Below are 16,194 nucleotides of genomic sequence, written 5' to 3'. Positions count from 1 at the left end.
AGGGCGGAGAGACTCCACCCCAATCGCACTTAACTGACTGCTTCTGCCTCAACAGGCTCTGGCTTCGGTTCGCGCACTTCCTGCTTGATGGTGAGGTAGCGAATGACTTCTTCCGACAGACGCATTGCCCGTTCCATTGGCGCTATCTGGCTGCCATTGCATTGGTAATTCATCTGGACATAAATGCCTTCCCGATGCTTGCCGATATCTTGAGCTAGACGCCGCCGACCCCGATGCTGGATTTCGATGTCGTGTGCCCCATTGTCGCTCAAAATACCTTGATACTTGGCGATCGCCAAGTTTACTTGTTCCTCGGTCAAATCGGGACGGAGGATGTACATAGTTTCGTAAACGATCTGCATTGCTGTTAATCTCCTTATGGACAAGACGGCTTCTTCTAGCACTGGGACTAGGAAGTTTGGGATTGGGAATGGAAGTCGCACCTTGAAAATCTCAACTCGCTAGCCTATAGCGTCTAAAGATGAAGAAGCAAGGAATTAAAATCTTACTACCAGTCCATCAATTGTACAAAGTTACCAGGGTAAATTCACCTCAACGTCCAGACCACACATCAGCATAATCAAATAGCAGTCAACATTATGGCGCAGCGCTACGTCCGAGTCCGAACCGCAAAAGGACAGACTTACTACGGTTTATTGCAACTAAGCCGAGGCGTTCAGGTGCTTGATGCGCCTCCCTGGTTACACGGGCAACCTACGGATTTGCAGTTAGAACCCGATACTTATCAAATTCTGGCTCCTTGTGCCCCGTCTAAAATTATCGCGGTGGGCAAAAATTATGCCAGCCACGCCGCTGAAATGGGGACGGATGTGCCAAAAGAACCGTTACTATTTCTCAAGCCGCCAACGTGTGTCACCGCAGCGGGGACAGAAATTCACTACCCCCCGCAGTCACAGCGAGTGGACTACGAGGGCGAATTAGCTTTAATCATTGGCGATCGCGTTTATTGCTGTACGCCAGAAGAGGCACAAACTAAAATTTGGGGTTACACCATTGCCAATGATGTTACCGCCCGCGATTTACAAAAGCAGGATCTTCAATGGACGCGGGCAAAAGGATTTGATACTTTTTGTCCTTTGGGGCCGTGGATCGTCCGTGAGTTGAGTCCGGCTGCCCGCTTGCAAACTTTTCTGAACGACGATCCCCAGCCGGTGCAGTCAGCACTCATTAATCAGATGGTGTTTGCGCCCGATTTTCTAGTGTCTTACATCTCTCAGGTGATGACACTGTTGCCGGGAGACGTGGTGTTGACTGGAACGCCTCAAGGGATTGGTCCGATGCAGGTGGGCGATCGCGTTCGCATCGAAATTGAAGGCATCGGTCACATGGAAAACACGATTGTGTCACGTCCCACACCAGCCGCGCCCTAACGAAGATTCTGCCTGCGGCAAGAAACTAGGGAACTTGGCTGTAAACTGCCTCTGAAATCCCAGGAATTTCTGCGTAACGTCCTATCACAGACTGAACAACTGAATAGGCGCAGGCAGCAAGCGTTCCTAGAAAAACAACATTAAACAGCGTTTGTCCTACCAGGCCAGTTCCTAGCGCTGGAGTCAAAATTTGCAATGCCATAGTACACAAAAATAGAGCAATGTCTATTAAGAGTGCCTGCATCGTGTTAAAACGAATGAAATGGCTAATCTTTTCGTTTCTAACTACGCCTAAGAACAAGACAAAGAAAATGATTAAACTGGCAAACGGTATACTGTAAATTGCTAGCAACGGTTGTAGCGGCAATAAAATCAGTGCTAAGACAGGAAACTGTCTAAACAGATACGCCCCAAAGGGAAGCACAGAAAGCAAAGGGAGTAAATAAGGAAGGCAAGCGAAAACCCGGTCTTTCGCTGTTGCTGAACCACGCCAAGTCATCGTGCGTTCTCCTGAAATAATATATTTATCGCCAGTTATTACTAAGTTCAGGATAACGCAGATGCGATGTCAACCAGGACACCCCTAGGTCAGACGTGCCTCATCAAAGACAAGGAGCCTGTAGCGTAGGCGCACTCTTGTTTGTCAGAGAAAGTAGCGATCGCTATTAAGCCCCAAATCGCAGCTAGCGCCTCAGCAGGCTTTAAACTTCAGCAAAACGAGATTACTCAATATTGGCAATCCGGAAGCCCATAAGACACTCGTATTGATCGGGTTGATTTTCGGTAAGCTTGTGAATCGCTTGAGCGCAGCGGAGCTGCCCCTGACGCCAGCGGGGTTGACCACTTTGATCGGCAAGTAAACAGGTCTGACAAACTTGTTTGGGGGAGAGTATCTGCTCATCCGTAAGAATGACTAACATTTAATACCTCCACGAGAGCTTTAATTCGCCCGCATCCATTCTAGGTCAGGTTTTCGGCGAGATATGGTAAATTAACATACAGCTTAATGTCCTCTCCTAAAAGTAGGAGTGAGGATGGTTACTAAAGCAACGCTTTGCGCGTGTGGGAAGAGAGGAGGGCAGAAAATAAATTTGGCACCTAACTTTGGGAGCTGAACAGTATGGGCGTCTAATCCCTCTAAAGTCTTGCAGTTTGCGATCGCATCGGTTGCCAAGTGGGTAAGGTTAACATCATGGGCAACTTTTTCTAAACCCCAATTTATCCGGGGTTGGCGATCAAATGTCAAGGAAATTTTTCCAGATCCTCTAGCCCCTTATGAATGGGCGAGAGAAATACAGCAAAATTGCATACTGCGCCAGGTTAGCTAGTTTGGATAAAAGGTTGCCAAAAATTGTTCGCTTCAAGTGTTAACAGAAAAGTTGGGTAGAGACACGACTCCAACAGCGTTAAGATTGAAGACTCCCGAAAATACTGACCTGGGCTAGTAGCGCGGACATGGCGTTGACCGAAAGCGCACCCGAATCAAAGTTTGAAAGGAAGACTGACACTATTTCTAGGGGTTCACTTTGTGAGTAAAACAAACTTAGACTTTCTAGCCGAAACCGATCCTACCGTTGCCAGCTTTGTCCACGAAGAACTCCAGCGCCAACGCGCCCACTTGGAGCTAATTGCCAGTGAAAACTTTACCTCCGCAGCAGTGCTGGCAGCACAAGGCTCGGTATTAACAAATAAGTATGCCGAAGGTTTGCCGGGGAAACGCTATTACGGCGGCTGTGACTTTATCGACAAAATTGAGCAATTGGCGATTGACCGCGCCAAACAGCTATTTGGAGCGGCTCACGCGAACGTGCAACCGCATTCGGGGGCGCAGGCGAATTTTGCCGTTTTCTTGACCCTGTTGCAGCCAGGAGACACGATTATGGGGATGGATTTGTCCCACGGGGGGCATTTAACCCACGGTTCGCCAGTAAATGTCTCGGGGAAGTGGTTTAAGGTTTGCCACTATGGAGTCAGTCAGGAAACCGAGCAGCTAGACTACGATCAGATCCGGGATTTGGCGCTACAACACCGTCCTAAGTTAATCATTTGCGGCTATTCAGCTTATCCGCGCATCATTAACTTTGAGAAATTCCGCGCGATCGCTGATGAAGTCGGAGCTTATCTATTAGCGGATATCGCCCATATTGCGGGTTTAGTTGCCACAGGCCATCACCCCAATCCTCTACCCCACTGCCACGTCGTCACCACCACTACCCACAAGACCCTGCGCGGTCCTAGAGGTGGCTTAATTATGACCAGCGACCCAGAACTCGGAAAGCAACTAGATAAAGCCGTGTTCCCCGGTACTCAAGGGGGTCCCTTAGAACACGTCATTGCCGCTAAGGCGGTGGCATTTGGGGAAGCACTGCAACCCGCGTTTAAAACTTATTCGGCGCAAGTAATTGAAAATGCTCGTGCGTTGGCAACTCAGTTGCAAAAACGCGGCTTCAAGATTGTTTCTGACGGGACTGACAATCACTTGATGCTAGTAGACTTGCGTTCTATCAGCATGACTGGCAAGCGAGCTGATCAGCTAGTGAGCGGAGTGAACATTACCGCGAATAAAAATACTGTACCCTTCGATCCAGAGTCGCCATTCGTAACCAGTGGCTTGCGGCTGGGTTCGCCAGCGATGACGACGCGCGGGATGTCTACTGGTGAATTTACAGAAATCGGGGATATTATTGCCGAACGGCTCCTGAATCCAGAAGAGGAAGCAGTGGCGGCGGAATGTCGGCGGCGAGTGGCAGCATTATGCGATCGCTTCCCCCTATACCCCCACCTGACAATTCCCGTACCAGCCTTGGCATAAAAATCGTAGGGGCATAGTCAGGGCGGCTATGCCCCTACTCCCCATTCCCCCGCTTAATTCCCCATCCCCCTCTGCCTCTTCCCGTCTGAAATGTAGTAGACTCTGCCTGACGATTGTTTTGAAGGATGAAAGATCAATAGCGATTAGCAATCAGCTAACAGCTTTTTTTAATTTCTCCCTTCTGATGTCTAGTACCCTACTTAATTTCAGATGCCCCCCCAGCTGTATCACCTGGTTGCCTTTCTCGTATCTGCCTGTGTTGTCCTCTGGGCAACACCCGTTGTGAACAAAATTGGCCTCCAAAAGGGACTGGTTGATTTACCCAGCGAGCGCAAAGTCCATAAGCATCCTATCGTGCGGGTGGGAGGTGTCTCTATCTTTGCAGGCACCATTATTGCCCTACTGATTGTTTGGGGAACCGGGGGATTTGGCGCTTTGAGCGCAGAGAAATCCCTAGAAGTTTGGGGCGTTATCTTGGGTGGTCTTGGTTTTTTCCTAGTTGGCTTAGCCGATGATTTGTTTAGTTTGTCGCCTTTCTTGCGGCTGTTTCTGCAAATTATCATTGCCAGCTGGGCTTGGCACCTCGGCGTCCAAATTGACTTCCTCACCGTTCCCTTCGCTGGACTGGTCACATTGCCAGACACAATTAGCTGGCCGATTACCGTCATTTGGCTGGTCGGTCTGACTAATGCCATCAATTGGATTGATGGTCTAGACGGTCTAGCTGCTGGTGTTTCTGGCATCGCTGCCGTGGTAATGCTGATTGTGAGTTTGTTTATGAACCAACCGGCGGCAGCACTGATTGCCGCAGCGCTTGCCGGTGGCTCATTGGGATTTCTTCGATATAATTTCAACCCCGCTCAGATTTTTATGGGGGATGGGGGAGCCTATTTTATGGGCTTTACCCTTGCTGGTGTCGGCGTAATTGGCTTAGTAAAAAGTACTGCTGTCACTGCGGTATTACTGCCTTACCTGATTCTGGCTGTGCCAATTGTGGATATGTCAGCGGTGATTGTGCAACGGCTGTTGCGAGGCAATTCGCCTTTTATTGGCGATAAATTCCATCTGCATCATCGGCTGCTGCAAGCGGGTCTGCCACAACGTTTGATAGTTTTGTTTATCTACGCTTTGACGCTCTGGGTGGGAAGTTTAGCCCTGGCTCTGGCTAAAATACCAAGCGGACTTGCTTATGCGATGGGTGCAACGTTGTTGTTGGGGTATACCAGCTGGCAAGTTTGGCGAAATTCGCGTATGAGGAGTGAGGAATGAGGAAAAATACAAAATTAAAAAATAAAAAACTTTTGCATGAGTGCTGAAATTATTTGTGTTGGTACAGAACTGCTACTCGGCGATATTCTCAATAGCAACGCCCAATTTTTGGCGCAGCAACTAGCCTCTCTGGGAATCCCCCACTACTATCAAACGGTGGTGGGAGATAATCCTGGACGTCTCAAGCAGGTGTTGGAGATTGCTGCTGGGAGATCCCATCTGCTGATCTTTACTGGCGGTCTGGGTCCCACTCCCGACGACTTGACCGTGGAAGCGATCGCTGATTTTTTTGGCGTTCCCTTGGTAGAACAACCGGAAATCGTCGAAGACATTACTCGCAAATACGCTATGCGGGGGCGTCAGATGACCCCCAGCAATCGGAAACAAGCGCTCATTCCCCAGGACGCCTCAATTTTACCCAATCCAGGCGGTACAGCCCCCGGCATTATCTGGCAACCCCGCACGGGTCTGACGATTCTGACTTTCCCCGGCGTCCCTTCAGAAATGAAGCGGATGTGGCAGGAAACCGCCGTCCCCTTTCTCAAGAATCAAGGCTGGGGCAAAGAAATCATCTACAGCCGGATGTTAAAGTTCTGGGGAATTTCGGAATCGGCTCTAGCTGAAAAAGTCGCGCCGTTCCTCGACCTCCCTAACCCCACCGTTGCTCCTTACGCCCTTCACGGAGAGGTGCGGCTGCGAGTCTCGGCAAGAGCGGCGTCAGAACCGGAAGCGCTAGGACTAATTGAGCCAGTGGCGCAACAACTGCGGCAGATAGGAGGGCTGGATTATTACGGCACTGACACTGACACCCTTGCTTCTGTTGTCGGCTTTTTGTTGCAAGAAGCCGGGGAAACGCTTTCGGTGGCAGAATCCTGTACGGGTGGAGGATTGGGGCAGATGCTAACCAGTATCGCTGGGAGTTCCAATTATTTTTTGGGCGGTGTCATTTCTTATGACAACTCGGTGAAAATTTCTCTTTTGGGCGTCAATCCAGAAGACTTAGCCCAAGTCGGTGCGGTGAGCGACGCGGTCGCCAAGCAGATGGCAGTGGGTGTAAAGACACGCCTCTCAACCACTTGGGGACTTAGTATCACAGGGATTGCTGGGCCGGGAGGTGGTACGGAAACCAAGCCGGTGGGATTAGTCTATATTGGTCTAGCAGGGCCGGATGACACGGTAGAAAGTTTTAAGCACAATCTGGGTCAAAATCGAGAGCGAGACTCGATGCGGTACGCTAGTGCTTCAATTGCCCTTGACCAACTGCGGCGAACAATGTTGAAGAAAAAGTTAACGACGGATGTGTCTTAAGACGGATAGACGCCGCCCGGTCACACACATCCATAGTGAGATTACTCACCTGTTTCTCCATGTGCTAGGGTTAGAATAAATCTTAACCACAATAGGATTCATAAACTCTCACGTTTGCCCTGTTGTTAAGTACTCATCCTGGTTGTATTGCAGGAGTTTTCAATTCAATGGACTATATAGAAAATGTGTTGGAAAAGCTCAAAGAATGGGCACGTAAGCTCATCGAAACGCTCCTGGGACCGGAAGCTGAGCCGGAACCAGAACTGATTCCAATTCCAGTGAATGAGAGATCGTCGCGCCGTCGTAGTTAGTCTATTGAGTTGCTGCTGAAACCTTGGGCATAGTTACTGTTCTGGTGCTGCACGGACCAAACTTAAACCTATTGGGACTCCGAGAACCAGGGATTTATGGCTCTGTGACGTTGGATGAGATTAATCGCCTGTTAGAACAAGAAGGGCAAACGCTCGACTGTAAGGTCTTTACTTTACAGTCAAATCATGAAGGCGTCTTAGTGGATGCAATTCAGAATGCCGTTGGGCAGCACCAAGGAATTTTAATTAACGCTGGGGCATATACTCATACCAGCGTAGCGATACGGGATGCGATCGCGGCTGTTAACCTTCCGACTGTAGAAGTGCATCTGAGTAATATTTACCGACGCGAAGCTTTCCGACATCATTCTTATATCGCACCCATTGCAATTGGACAAATCAGCGGCTTTGGTGCAGAGAGTTACCGCTTGGGGTTAAACGCTCTAGTTCATCACTTGAGACAAAAAAGTGGCGGTGAATAAACTTCGTGGCGAATGATTGTCTTTGTTTGAGGAACAGATGACCGACCCGATTCGGCGTTGCTTCCCGGCGTAACAAGCGATCGCCTGAAAATGAGCTTCATTAAACGCATAGCATCTTGGCTCGGTCGTCTTAGCAGCGACCGGGTTTTTTTTGGAGTTTATTCCCTCCCCATCAGGGAGCCATTTACTGCCAAACTTCTTATGTATGGGTATTTTGAGTAACAAGTGCTGTTGCTTGTAGCTGAATAGTTCTTAGCTCAAGTTCTTAGCTTAAATTCTTAGCTCAGCTGTGCCGTACATTCAAGAATCAATCTTTGATTTTCTAAGGCGTAAGGCTGAATTTCCAGCGCTTGTCGAAAAGCTTGAATGGCAGCGCTGTAGTCCCCCAGTCCGATATGGCACAACCCCATCCCATGCAGCGCCCCAAAATGGAACGGGATGAGCTTAACCACCATCTGGCAGTCTTGGAGCGCCTTTTTGTACTCCCTGAGAATATAGTAAAGAACGGCTCGTCTATTCCAGGCTTCCGCGAAATTTGGTTGAGTCTCGATCAGATCGGTGAGTAACGCCTCTGCTTTGGCAAGCTCTCCTGCCTCTAGCATTGCCTGCGATCGCCCAAGTAGTTCAAACCCTACCGCTCCCTTTTGATGAAACCAGACGCGCCACAGCTCTGCTGTAGCCTCATAGCGGACGGTTTCATCAGGATTTTTTAGGTCTTCTAGTAACGAATTGATAGAAAATTCATTCATGAATATCACTTCCAATCGGTCGCGTTGGCTTCTAATCTCTCTATCCTTATGTTTAGCAGCTATCTGTTGGATAGGGGCAACTACCGCTTTGTCAGGAGGAACGATCGTGTTTGCCGGAAAACCACCCACTAATCTCGGTGTCCAGTCAGGCCAACTAGCGCCTTGCCCTAGTACGCCCAACTGTGTCAGCAGTCAAAGCCAAAATGCCCAGAATAAAATTGAGCCTTTGACCTACAACTCTTCCCCAACGGAGGCGATCGCTAATCTCAAAACAGTTATCAACTCCCTCCCGAAAACCAAAATTATCACTGAAACGGAGAATTACCTCTACGCGGAATTCACTAGTGCGCTGATGGGGTTTGTCGATGACGTGGAATTTTATCTCGATGAAAGCGCAAAAACGATCCATATCCGTTCAGCCTCCCGCCTAGGACAGTCGGATTTGGGCGTGAACCGTAAAAGAATAGAGACAATCAGAGCCAAACTCAACGAACTGAGAAGCTAGGTGTAAGTAATAAAACCCCTTCAATCGGTTCGCCCCCACAGAAAAGCTCCTCTTCGCCTCCTCCTTGCTTGCGGGGAGGGTTGCGGGTGGGGTTCTTGTCATCCTGAAAACAGAATGGAGATGTGCGCGATGCCAACAGAAACACAAACCCCAAAAATAGTCGTCGTTGGTGCTGGTTGGGCAGGGTTGGGGGCTACCTACCACCTAGCGCGTCAAGGCTATGACGTAACCCTTCTAGAAGCTGGCCCCTATCCGGGTGGCTTGGTGGCGGGCTGGAAGACCGCAGGGGGGCGCTCTGTAGAAGCGGGGATTCATGGTTTCTGGTATCCTTACCGAAATATCTTTTCTTTGGTAAAGGAATTAGGGCTGAGTCCGTTTACGCCTTGGACTCGTTCCTCCCAGTATTCTCCAGCCGGTTTAGAAGTCGAATCTCCCATTTTCCAAGACTTACCGCGACTTCCCACTCCACTTGGAACTTTTCTCTACACGCAATTTAAACGGTTGCCATTAAGCGATCGCCTATCAGCTTTACCGCTACTCTACGCAGTTATTGATTTTGACAATAGCGACGAAGCTTGGCGACGCTATGACTCTGTAACGGCGCGAGAACTCTTCAAAGATTTTGGGGTTTCGGCGCGGCTTTACCGCGATTCCTTTGAGCCGATGCTGCTGGTTGGTTTATTTGCCCCTGGAGAGCAATGTTCCGCCGCTGCCGCGCTGGGTATGCTTTATTACTTCATTTTGGCTCACCAACCCGATTTTGATGTCGTCTGGTGTCGCGGAACAGTTGGTGAGATGATCTTTCGTCCTTGGGTGGAACGCATCGAACAAGCAGGGGGAAAATTACTCGCTAACCGACGAGTCAGTGACGTAATTGTTGATAGCAATAATCAAGCGACAGCAGTTGTCTGTGGGGATGAAGTTTTTGAGGCAGATGCGATTATTTTTGCTGTTGGTATCAGTGGCATGAAGAAGATTGTGTCTGGTAGCCCCAGCTTACAAAACCGTAAAGAATTTCGAGATATTCACAACTTGGGCGCGGTTGATGTGTTGGCAACTCGCCTATGGTTTAACCGCAAAATTAATATTCCTCGTCCTTCCAATGCCTGTTTTGGTTTTAATGCAACAACTGGATGGACGTTTTTCGATTTAAATGCCATACATGATGAGTACCGCGATGAGCCAGGGACAGTTATTGAAGCAGATTTTTATCACGCCAATCAGTTTCTTCCCTTAAATGATGAAGAAATCGTTTCGCTTGTACAACAAGATTTAGCAACTTGTATCCCGGCTTTTCGAGATGCGAAAGTAATCGATAGTAGTGTAATCCGCTTACCGCGTGCAGTGACTCACTTTTTCCCTGGTAGCTATCAGTATATGTTACCCGGAGAGACAAGTATCAAGAATGTATTTATGAGCGGTGATTGGATTGTGACTCGTCACGGTTCTTGGTCGCAAGAAAAGGCTTATGTCACTGGTTTGGAAGCGGCAAATTTGGTTATTTCTCGCTTTGGGCGTGGGAGTAAGGCTTTGATTCTACCAATAGAGGCGGATGAGCCGCATATTCAAGTTGGTCGGTCAATTAACCAAAGCATACGTAATTTCGGTAAAACATTCTTACCTAATATTTGGCTCCCTTAGAACTATTTAGCTGTGTTTTTTTCTTCAGTCCAAACACTGCACCAAAACCACTTAGCAACATCAATGCAGATGTCAAAGAGGATTCAGGAACTGGCTTTGATTGGCTAGTTACATTCACATTTGCATCGAGAGCATCCCCTGTAGAATACACATAATTAAAAGCATCTTTGTCATCGAGAACGCTGGCACGCAAGAAAAGTGCGCTCCAGCGAGCTACCGTTTCTACTGCTACATCTTGAGTTACTGTCGGAGTGTTGCTGTCTGGTCTTGCACCTATGGGGTTGTTCGTATCTGTGATGCCATAGTGGTTAGCACCCAAAATGGTAATCAATACTTTAGGAGGATTTTGGATCTGATTGTAGGTTTTTTGGGCGTTGACAGGAAGAGCAATACTATCAAGATTTCCCTGTAAGAGAGCAGTGGGAATTTTTGAATTGTTGATGGGAATAAACTCTTGAGTATTGAAGTTCCGTAAATTTGCACCGAAAAACGCTCCTGCTACGAGTTCATTAGGTCGGCTGAAGGAGCCTTCACATAAAATAGGAAGGCAGAGGTTGGCAATAGCAGATAGTCCGACAGCACCCCCTTGGGAATGACCGAGTAAGGCTAGTTTCTGTGTATTGATAACGCCAGCAACAGGTGAAGTAGAGTTAGAGTTTTCTTTCACCATTTGTGCTAGAACGGCGTTTAATTGTGACGTTTCGGGTAGAAGTCCCGTAAATCCTAACTCTGGCAGTGACTTCTGGTGATTGGGTACAACTACTACGAATCCGTAGCTTGCTACTGTACTAGCAAAATTTGTGTAATTTGATTTATCAACATTCGCACCTTGCAAGAGCAGCGCAATGGGAAACGAATAGTTGCCAGTTTTAAGGTTTGATGGGTTTGGAAAGTAAATATCGGCTAAGTCATTATTAGCGGAGATTGTTGTGCTGTAGCTACCTACATCGTTGAATAAAGGAGCATCGCTGAACTTTGCAGCGGCAGTTTCCGCGATACCAGCAACAATAAACACTGCACCAGCAGAAGCGATTGATAACACTTTTAGGGTAGTCACAGAACTTACTCCTTTATCAACTACGTATGCAGAATGAGAGATTATCAAATAATCTTACTGATAATATTGCTGACAGCAACGTTCTTTAGATACAGAATGCGACGCCCAAGAAAGCAGCCGCTTCGCTTCACGCATCCACACTGCCTACTCAACTTGATATCTTGGTAGAAAACGCGGGGTTAAGTCCTATGGTGACGACAACGAAAACCACTCAAGGGCGGGGTGTACTTAGAAACATTAGTTGGCAGACTTTTGAAACAATACTTGCAGAGATGGGGGAAGATCGTAACACTCGGCTGGCTTATGATCGCGGAACGCTGGAAATAATGACTCCTCTGATGCCTCATGAGCATAACAATAGACTGCTGGAACACTTGGTTTTCGCTTTAGCTGAGGAACTGAACCTCAACCTCAGAAGTGCTGGATCTCTCACTTGTAAGCGTCCAGACTTACAGCGGGGTGTTGAACCGGATTCTTGCTTTTATATTCAAAATGAACCGCTAATCAGACAGAAAAGGGATATTGACTTAACGATTGACCCACCTCCTGACTTAGCAGTGGAGGTGGACTATACCAGCGCTTCGGTTGACAGACTTTCAATTTATCTGGCTTTAGGTGTTCCGGAAGTTTGGCGTTATGACGAACCAGTGATGCAAATTTATAAATTGCGAGATGGAGTGTATGTTCCTGGCGCAGGTTCTCATACTTTTGCAAATTTACCCTTAACAACAGAAATTCCAGGGTTTTTGGAAGAAAGCCTAAGAATTGGGGAAATCCCCATGATTCGGTCTTTTCGCGCTTGGGTAAGACAGCAAATAGAGCATCGTGACGACAATTGTTGAGGAGAATTGAGGACGCGATCGCTCGAAAGATTTATTATATTCAAAGTTTAATTATCCGGAGCTAATGTCTTATGCCTAACGTTGAGGAAGACGAAATCCGAGAGAATCGCATTGCAATGGAAATAATCGTCGATGCCTATGACGAAGAAGAACAGGCGATGGGATGGTACTACTACCTTAACGATAATCTCAACTTCCCCTTTAAAGCTAAGTGGGTGAGAAAGGGAGGCAAATCATCCTCACCTGAAGGCAAAGAAGTTGAGGTAGTGGAAATGTCATCAGAAGATGAATGCTTGCACGATATGTTTGTGGAAGTGCTTTACAAAGATGCTACAGGTGAAGATACGTTCTCGGCTCGTTTATCAGAAATAGAACCGATTGATGCTGATAGCGAAACCTTGGAAGCAGTCGCAGACTGGCACTATTGGCTTGACAGAGGATACGAGTTTTAAAGGAGTCGTTTTAATGGCAGTTTATCAAGTCCGGCTGGTAAATCCAGCGATCGCGCTTGACCGTACCATCTCCGTGCCAGACGATCAGTATATTCTAGATATGGCTGAAGATGCGGGCATTCGATTACCTTCTGGGTGTAAGCAAGGGGAATGTTCGGCTTGTATCGCCAAGTTGGTGAGTGGTGAAGTAGACCAAAGCGAACAAAAATTTCTACGTCCAAAAGAACTAGAGGCTGGGTATACTGTTACCTGTGTGGCTTATCCGCTGTCGGATTGCACTTTAGAAACCCACCAAGAACAAGTGTTATATAAATCAGCTCTTTACTTTCAGCCAGATACTGCTAAATCTGAATAATTTTTGTGCGAATGCTTGCAATATTTCGGACTTAGCAATCAGTCAGTTTTAACTAAAGATACAGATGGTTTTGTCGCCATGTTTTTAGGTGGCAATTTGGTTAAACTTGCCGCTACAAAAGTATTTACAGGGAAGATTATTGAGTGCGATCGCGCTGACGTATATGAAAAAGCCGAAGGATGCCATTCTTTTGAGAAAGAACACACCGTTTTGAAGAAATGAAGGGTGAAATAGCCAGTACGGAGGATAAAAATGAGCCGGTTACTCTACGAAAATTCAGTCTCTTATAAAGGATATCTGATCATCCCATTTGTTTTTGGGATAGCGGATGGTCAAAATATTTACTCTTATAGTTTACTTTCTGAATTAGGGCATAAAGGTAAATTTCATAAATTAGAAAATCCGGCTGGTATTTATTCAAGTTGCCTTGAGACGATTATTGAGGCTGCTAAAGAACATCTAGAGGAGAATTCAGATGTTGTTAGCCAAAACGATTATTTTAAAAATAGATACATTTATCAAGATAATTTGATTATTGTTTATCAATTAGCAAGTAAATATTTTTACGATCCTTACAAACCTGAGAACTTAAATAATGTTGCCGCACCAAAAATATTTGGAACTGAACAAGAGTGCATTACCTGGATAAAAGAGGGACTAGATAAGTCACAGATTAATCAACAAGTTTAAATTTTACGAGCATAGAAGTAAGGTGGACAATGCCCACCCTACTCAACGTTCTTTTTGGTACTATTTTGAATGAGAACGCGCTTGTTTCACCATTGCAATGAGCGTATGGTGAGCATCTTCGGCATCTTTAAGAATATGATCGAAGTGAATGCGTATCGGCACATCCGAACCTTTGACTTGTGCCATGAGATTCATGCCTTCTGGATCTACTGAAACCATTTCTGCCTTTGCAGCATCGGGAGAATTGCCATAAGTTTGGGCGTAAAGAACGACAGCATCAGCATGATCGTCGTTCATGTGAGCGCAAATGCGATCGCTTATTTCAGACGTTATTGCATCGGACATTAGATAGCATCCTCTGATGTAATTAATTAAGAATGTTTAGCGACAAAATTGGTAACTACATTGACAAATTCAACCGTTGACTCATAGGGTAGAACATTACGACCTAACATTTTGATACCCTCAGCGTTGGGTAAAGACTTCTGATAGTCAGCCAAGCGTTCATCGGGAGTTTCACCTTTGCCAGATTGACTAATGCTGGATGCCGTGTCGCCGACGACTACTAGAGTGGGTTGAGAGATAGATGCGATCGCGTCTCGATAATCTTGCCGCCAAAACCCTGCTAGGAAGGAAAAAACAGCATGGCGAGTCTCTGGTTCTGTCGCACCTTTCTCCAAAGTTTGCAGCCACTCCCGATCGACTGAATCAGCCTTTTCAAAGAGTTGTTTAGTTGAGAAAGAACGTAGGAACTGTTCGCGCCGCGCATAGCGATAAAAGGCACTCCCAAAAGGAGAGTCTAACAGATTCCAGGTAAGTTTTTGCCGCCAATTTGCTCTAGGTTTAGCAAGCAATGTCAAAGCGGGAGGGCCAGCCAGCACCAAGCCTCGAATAAAATTAGAATTCGTTTCTAGACGAACTAACTCAATTGCTACCGGCAGCAAAGCCCCTTGTACCACTACAATCACAGGTTTTTTTACTACAGTCTGCAAAAAATGTTGCAATTGCTGTGCCCAATCAAGAGGATTATAAGCCACATGAGGCATATCGCTCTCACCACATCCCAGTAAGTCTGGATTATAAATTGGATTCCGGCGACCCGCTTCATACCATTGTCGACAGAATCGCTGCCAAAACTTTCGGGATAATCCTACACCAATGGGATGAATTAATAGGAGGGGAGTCCCATCATTTGTATTTGAATTAATTGCAGTATGAACTTCGTAGGCGCAGCGATAATTTTTCCAAGTGTAAAACTGCGTAGGAGTTACAGTTTCAGTTGCAGAAGTTTGTGAATTTTGAGTTGAAGACAAGGGTTGCATAGTTATCCAGAAAGCAATTAACGTTACGAGCATCCCCTAACACATTGCCTCCTGGCAAAGCTCAGCTCATCTATCGCTCGTAAGAATAAATATCTCCGGGTTGCTTGAATAGGGTAGATGAACGATCGGAAAGCAATTGCACATCGTCCTTATCTAGTTGGAAACCCAAAGCTTCTACATTCTTTTGAATCTGCTGACGATCTTGAGTAAAGCCTGAGATGACAGCCGCAACACCCGGCTGCTGCTTAACCCAGTTTAAAGCTACTTGAGAAATTGTTTTCTCATATTTTTTTGCCACCTGTGCCAACGTGTCTAGCATCTCTAAGACAGGTTGCCAGCCGCCGTGGGCGCGGATCATACTATTGTAGTAGAAGCCACGGGCATGAGAGCCTTCGCTGGGGGGTGACGAGATGCCCCGGAACTTATCCGACAAGAAGCCGCCTGCTAGAGAACCGTAGGACAACAAAGCAATATTATGCTGGAGGCATAGATTTTGCATTGAGTTTTCTACTCGTCGGTCAATTAAGCTGTATTGCACTTGATGAGTGCTAATTGTGGCGTATTGCAAAGCTTTTTCTAACATTGGCGTATTGAAATTAGTAACGCCAAGTTTGCGAATCTTACCTTGTTCTAAAAGTTCTGCGAACACCCTAAAAGTAGAGGCAAAATCTAATTCTGGATTGTGCCAGTGGATTTGTACGCAATCGAGAGTATCGCGCTGCAAATTGCGGAGAGAATTCTCAATTTTGCTGCGAATTTGTGCCGGAGTTGGAATATTGCCGAAAAAGACGGCTTTGGTCAAAATGGTGCAGTTCCTTCCTGTCAGCAAGCGACCGAGAACACTTTCGCTGCGTCCGTAGATGTCTGCGGTATCGAAATGAGTAGTACCCAGCGCTAAGTAAATATCCAAAGCACGGGCAATATCGGTTTCTGGAATTCGTTTCCAACTGCGATCGTCGAGTTGCCAGCAGCCGACAATTAAAGAGGATTTTTCTTGGCTATTCATGC

22 protein-coding genes are annotated in these 16,194 nt (G+C 46.8%); 13 read left to right on the top strand and 9 right to left on the bottom strand.

Features of this window, described 5'->3' with window-relative positions:
* Positions 1 to 29: 29 nt before the first annotated feature.
* Positions 30 to 362 carry a 30S ribosomal protein S6 gene (rpsF, locus tag NDI44_RS07505; protein ID WP_190410636.1) on the bottom strand — a complete coding sequence of 111 codons (333 nt, stop codon included), beginning with the start codon at positions 360 to 362 and terminating at the stop codon, positions 30 to 32.
* A gap of 237 nt (positions 363 to 599) precedes the next feature.
* On the opposite strand from rpsF, the gene NDI44_RS07500 reads away from it, so the two are divergent.
* On the top strand, positions 600 to 1,391 hold the full coding sequence (locus NDI44_RS07500; protein WP_190410635.1) for a fumarylacetoacetate hydrolase family protein: 792 nt from the start codon (positions 600 to 602) through the stop codon (positions 1,389 to 1,391).
* A 25-nt stretch (positions 1,392 to 1,416) separates the two neighbouring features.
* Here NDI44_RS07500 and NDI44_RS07495 read toward each other — a convergent pair whose 3' ends face one another.
* The 3 genes from NDI44_RS07495 to NDI44_RS07485 all read right to left on the bottom strand — a co-directional run bounded on the left by NDI44_RS07495 (position 1,417) and on the right by NDI44_RS07485 (position 2,637).
* Entirely contained in the window at positions 1,417 to 1,890 is a 474-nt protein-coding gene (locus NDI44_RS07495) for a Tic20 family protein (RefSeq protein ID WP_190410634.1), read from the bottom strand.
* A 223-nt stretch (positions 1,891 to 2,113) separates the two neighbouring features.
* Positions 2,114 to 2,311, bottom strand: a complete 198-nt coding sequence (locus tag NDI44_RS07490; protein ID WP_190410633.1) for a hypothetical protein — start codon at positions 2,309 to 2,311, stop codon at positions 2,114 to 2,116.
* An 83-nt stretch (positions 2,312 to 2,394) separates the two neighbouring features.
* Positions 2,395 to 2,637 carry a hypothetical protein gene (locus NDI44_RS07485; protein WP_190410632.1) on the bottom strand — a complete coding sequence of 81 codons (243 nt, stop codon included), beginning with the start codon at positions 2,635 to 2,637 and terminating at the stop codon, positions 2,395 to 2,397.
* 282 nt (positions 2,638 to 2,919) lie between these two features.
* Between NDI44_RS07485 and glyA the strand changes: the two genes are divergently transcribed.
* From glyA to aroQ, 5 genes are all read left to right on the top strand, one after another.
* Positions 2,920 to 4,203 (top strand): serine hydroxymethyltransferase, encoded by a 1,284-nt coding sequence (gene glyA / locus NDI44_RS07480; RefSeq protein WP_190410631.1) that lies wholly within the window; start codon positions 2,920 to 2,922, stop codon positions 4,201 to 4,203.
* A gap of 210 nt (positions 4,204 to 4,413) precedes the next feature.
* Positions 4,414 to 5,472: an MraY family glycosyltransferase gene (locus tag NDI44_RS07475; protein WP_190410630.1), complete on the top strand. Its 1,059-nt coding sequence runs from the start codon at positions 4,414 to 4,416 to the stop codon at positions 5,470 to 5,472.
* 36 nt (positions 5,473 to 5,508) lie between these two features.
* On the top strand, positions 5,509 to 6,780 hold the full coding sequence (locus tag NDI44_RS07470) for a competence/damage-inducible protein A (RefSeq protein WP_190410629.1): 1,272 nt from the start codon (positions 5,509 to 5,511) through the stop codon (positions 6,778 to 6,780).
* A gap of 167 nt (positions 6,781 to 6,947) precedes the next feature.
* Positions 6,948 to 7,091 carry a hypothetical protein gene (locus NDI44_RS07465; protein WP_190410628.1) on the top strand — a complete coding sequence of 48 codons (144 nt, stop codon included), beginning with the start codon at positions 6,948 to 6,950 and terminating at the stop codon, positions 7,089 to 7,091.
* Positions 7,092 to 7,114: 23 nt separating this feature from the next.
* The gene (gene aroQ, locus NDI44_RS07460; protein ID WP_190410627.1) at positions 7,115 to 7,573 is read left to right on the top strand and encodes a type II 3-dehydroquinate dehydratase; all 459 of its coding nucleotides are present in this window, start codon (positions 7,115 to 7,117) and stop codon (positions 7,571 to 7,573) included.
* Positions 7,574 to 7,851: 278 nt separating this feature from the next.
* Here aroQ and NDI44_RS07455 read toward each other — a convergent pair whose 3' ends face one another.
* A complete protein-coding gene (locus NDI44_RS07455) occupies positions 7,852 to 8,322 on the bottom strand; it encodes a tetratricopeptide repeat protein (protein ID WP_190410626.1) in 471 nt (156 codons plus the stop codon).
* Between NDI44_RS07455 and NDI44_RS07450 the strand changes: the two genes are divergently transcribed.
* Together NDI44_RS07450 and NDI44_RS07445 are read left to right on the top strand one after the other, a co-directional pair.
* The gene (locus NDI44_RS07450; protein WP_190410625.1) at positions 8,321 to 8,827 is read left to right on the top strand and encodes a DUF1499 domain-containing protein; all 507 of its coding nucleotides are present in this window, start codon (positions 8,321 to 8,323) and stop codon (positions 8,825 to 8,827) included. The genes NDI44_RS07455 and NDI44_RS07450 overlap by 2 nt on opposite strands.
* A gap of 129 nt (positions 8,828 to 8,956) precedes the next feature.
* On the top strand, positions 8,957 to 10,468 hold the full coding sequence (locus tag NDI44_RS07445; RefSeq protein WP_190410624.1) for an FAD-dependent oxidoreductase: 1,512 nt from the start codon (positions 8,957 to 8,959) through the stop codon (positions 10,466 to 10,468).
* Here the strand turns inward: NDI44_RS07445 and NDI44_RS07440 are convergent.
* Positions 10,449 to 11,525, bottom strand: coding sequence for an alpha/beta hydrolase (locus NDI44_RS07440; RefSeq protein ID WP_190410623.1), 1,077 nt, complete (start codon positions 11,523 to 11,525; stop codon positions 10,449 to 10,451). The two genes, NDI44_RS07445 and NDI44_RS07440, sit on opposite strands and share 20 nt — an antisense overlap.
* Before the next feature lie 188 nt (positions 11,526 to 11,713).
* Between NDI44_RS07440 and NDI44_RS07435 the strand changes: the two genes are divergently transcribed.
* The 5 genes from NDI44_RS07435 (at position 11,714) to NDI44_RS07415 (ending at position 13,864) form a co-directional block, all read left to right on the top strand.
* The gene (locus NDI44_RS07435) at positions 11,714 to 12,367 is read left to right on the top strand and encodes a Uma2 family endonuclease (protein WP_190410622.1); all 654 of its coding nucleotides are present in this window, start codon (positions 11,714 to 11,716) and stop codon (positions 12,365 to 12,367) included.
* Between the two features lie 71 nt (positions 12,368 to 12,438).
* Positions 12,439 to 12,819: a calcium-binding protein gene (locus NDI44_RS07430; protein WP_190410621.1), complete on the top strand. Its 381-nt coding sequence runs from the start codon at positions 12,439 to 12,441 to the stop codon at positions 12,817 to 12,819.
* A gap of 13 nt (positions 12,820 to 12,832) precedes the next feature.
* Positions 12,833 to 13,174 (top strand): 2Fe-2S iron-sulfur cluster-binding protein, encoded by a 342-nt coding sequence (locus tag NDI44_RS07425; RefSeq protein ID WP_190410620.1) that lies wholly within the window; start codon positions 12,833 to 12,835, stop codon positions 13,172 to 13,174.
* Positions 13,175 to 13,189: 15 nt separating this feature from the next.
* Complete coding sequence (locus NDI44_RS07420) at positions 13,190 to 13,396, top strand: hypothetical protein (protein WP_190410619.1); 207 nt, start codon at positions 13,190 to 13,192, stop codon at positions 13,394 to 13,396.
* Positions 13,397 to 13,426: 30 nt separating this feature from the next.
* Positions 13,427 to 13,864 (top strand): hypothetical protein, encoded by a 438-nt coding sequence (locus tag NDI44_RS07415; protein ID WP_190410618.1) that lies wholly within the window; start codon positions 13,427 to 13,429, stop codon positions 13,862 to 13,864.
* A gap of 60 nt (positions 13,865 to 13,924) precedes the next feature.
* Here the strand turns inward: NDI44_RS07415 and NDI44_RS07410 are convergent, their stop codons facing one another.
* From NDI44_RS07410 to NDI44_RS07400, 3 genes are all read right to left on the bottom strand, one after another.
* Positions 13,925 to 14,209, bottom strand: a complete 285-nt coding sequence (locus NDI44_RS07410) for a DUF2470 domain-containing protein (protein WP_190410617.1) — start codon at positions 14,207 to 14,209, stop codon at positions 13,925 to 13,927.
* A 26-nt stretch (positions 14,210 to 14,235) separates the two neighbouring features.
* Positions 14,236 to 15,186 (bottom strand): alpha/beta hydrolase, encoded by a 951-nt coding sequence (locus NDI44_RS07405; protein ID WP_190410616.1) that lies wholly within the window; start codon positions 15,184 to 15,186, stop codon positions 14,236 to 14,238.
* 70 nt (positions 15,187 to 15,256) lie between these two features.
* On the bottom strand, positions 15,257 to 16,192 hold the full coding sequence (locus NDI44_RS07400; RefSeq protein ID WP_190410615.1) for an aldo/keto reductase: 936 nt from the start codon (positions 16,190 to 16,192) through the stop codon (positions 15,257 to 15,259).
* Positions 16,193 to 16,194 lie beyond the last annotated feature (2 nt).

Source organism: Trichocoleus sp. DQ-A3 (assembly GCF_039961975.1).
Lineage (GTDB): Bacteria > Cyanobacteriota > Cyanobacteriia > Cyanobacteriales > FACHB-T130 > FACHB-T130.
The sequence above is the reverse complement of the archived record's forward strand: the minus strand, read 5'-3'. Positions and strand labels throughout refer to the sequence as shown.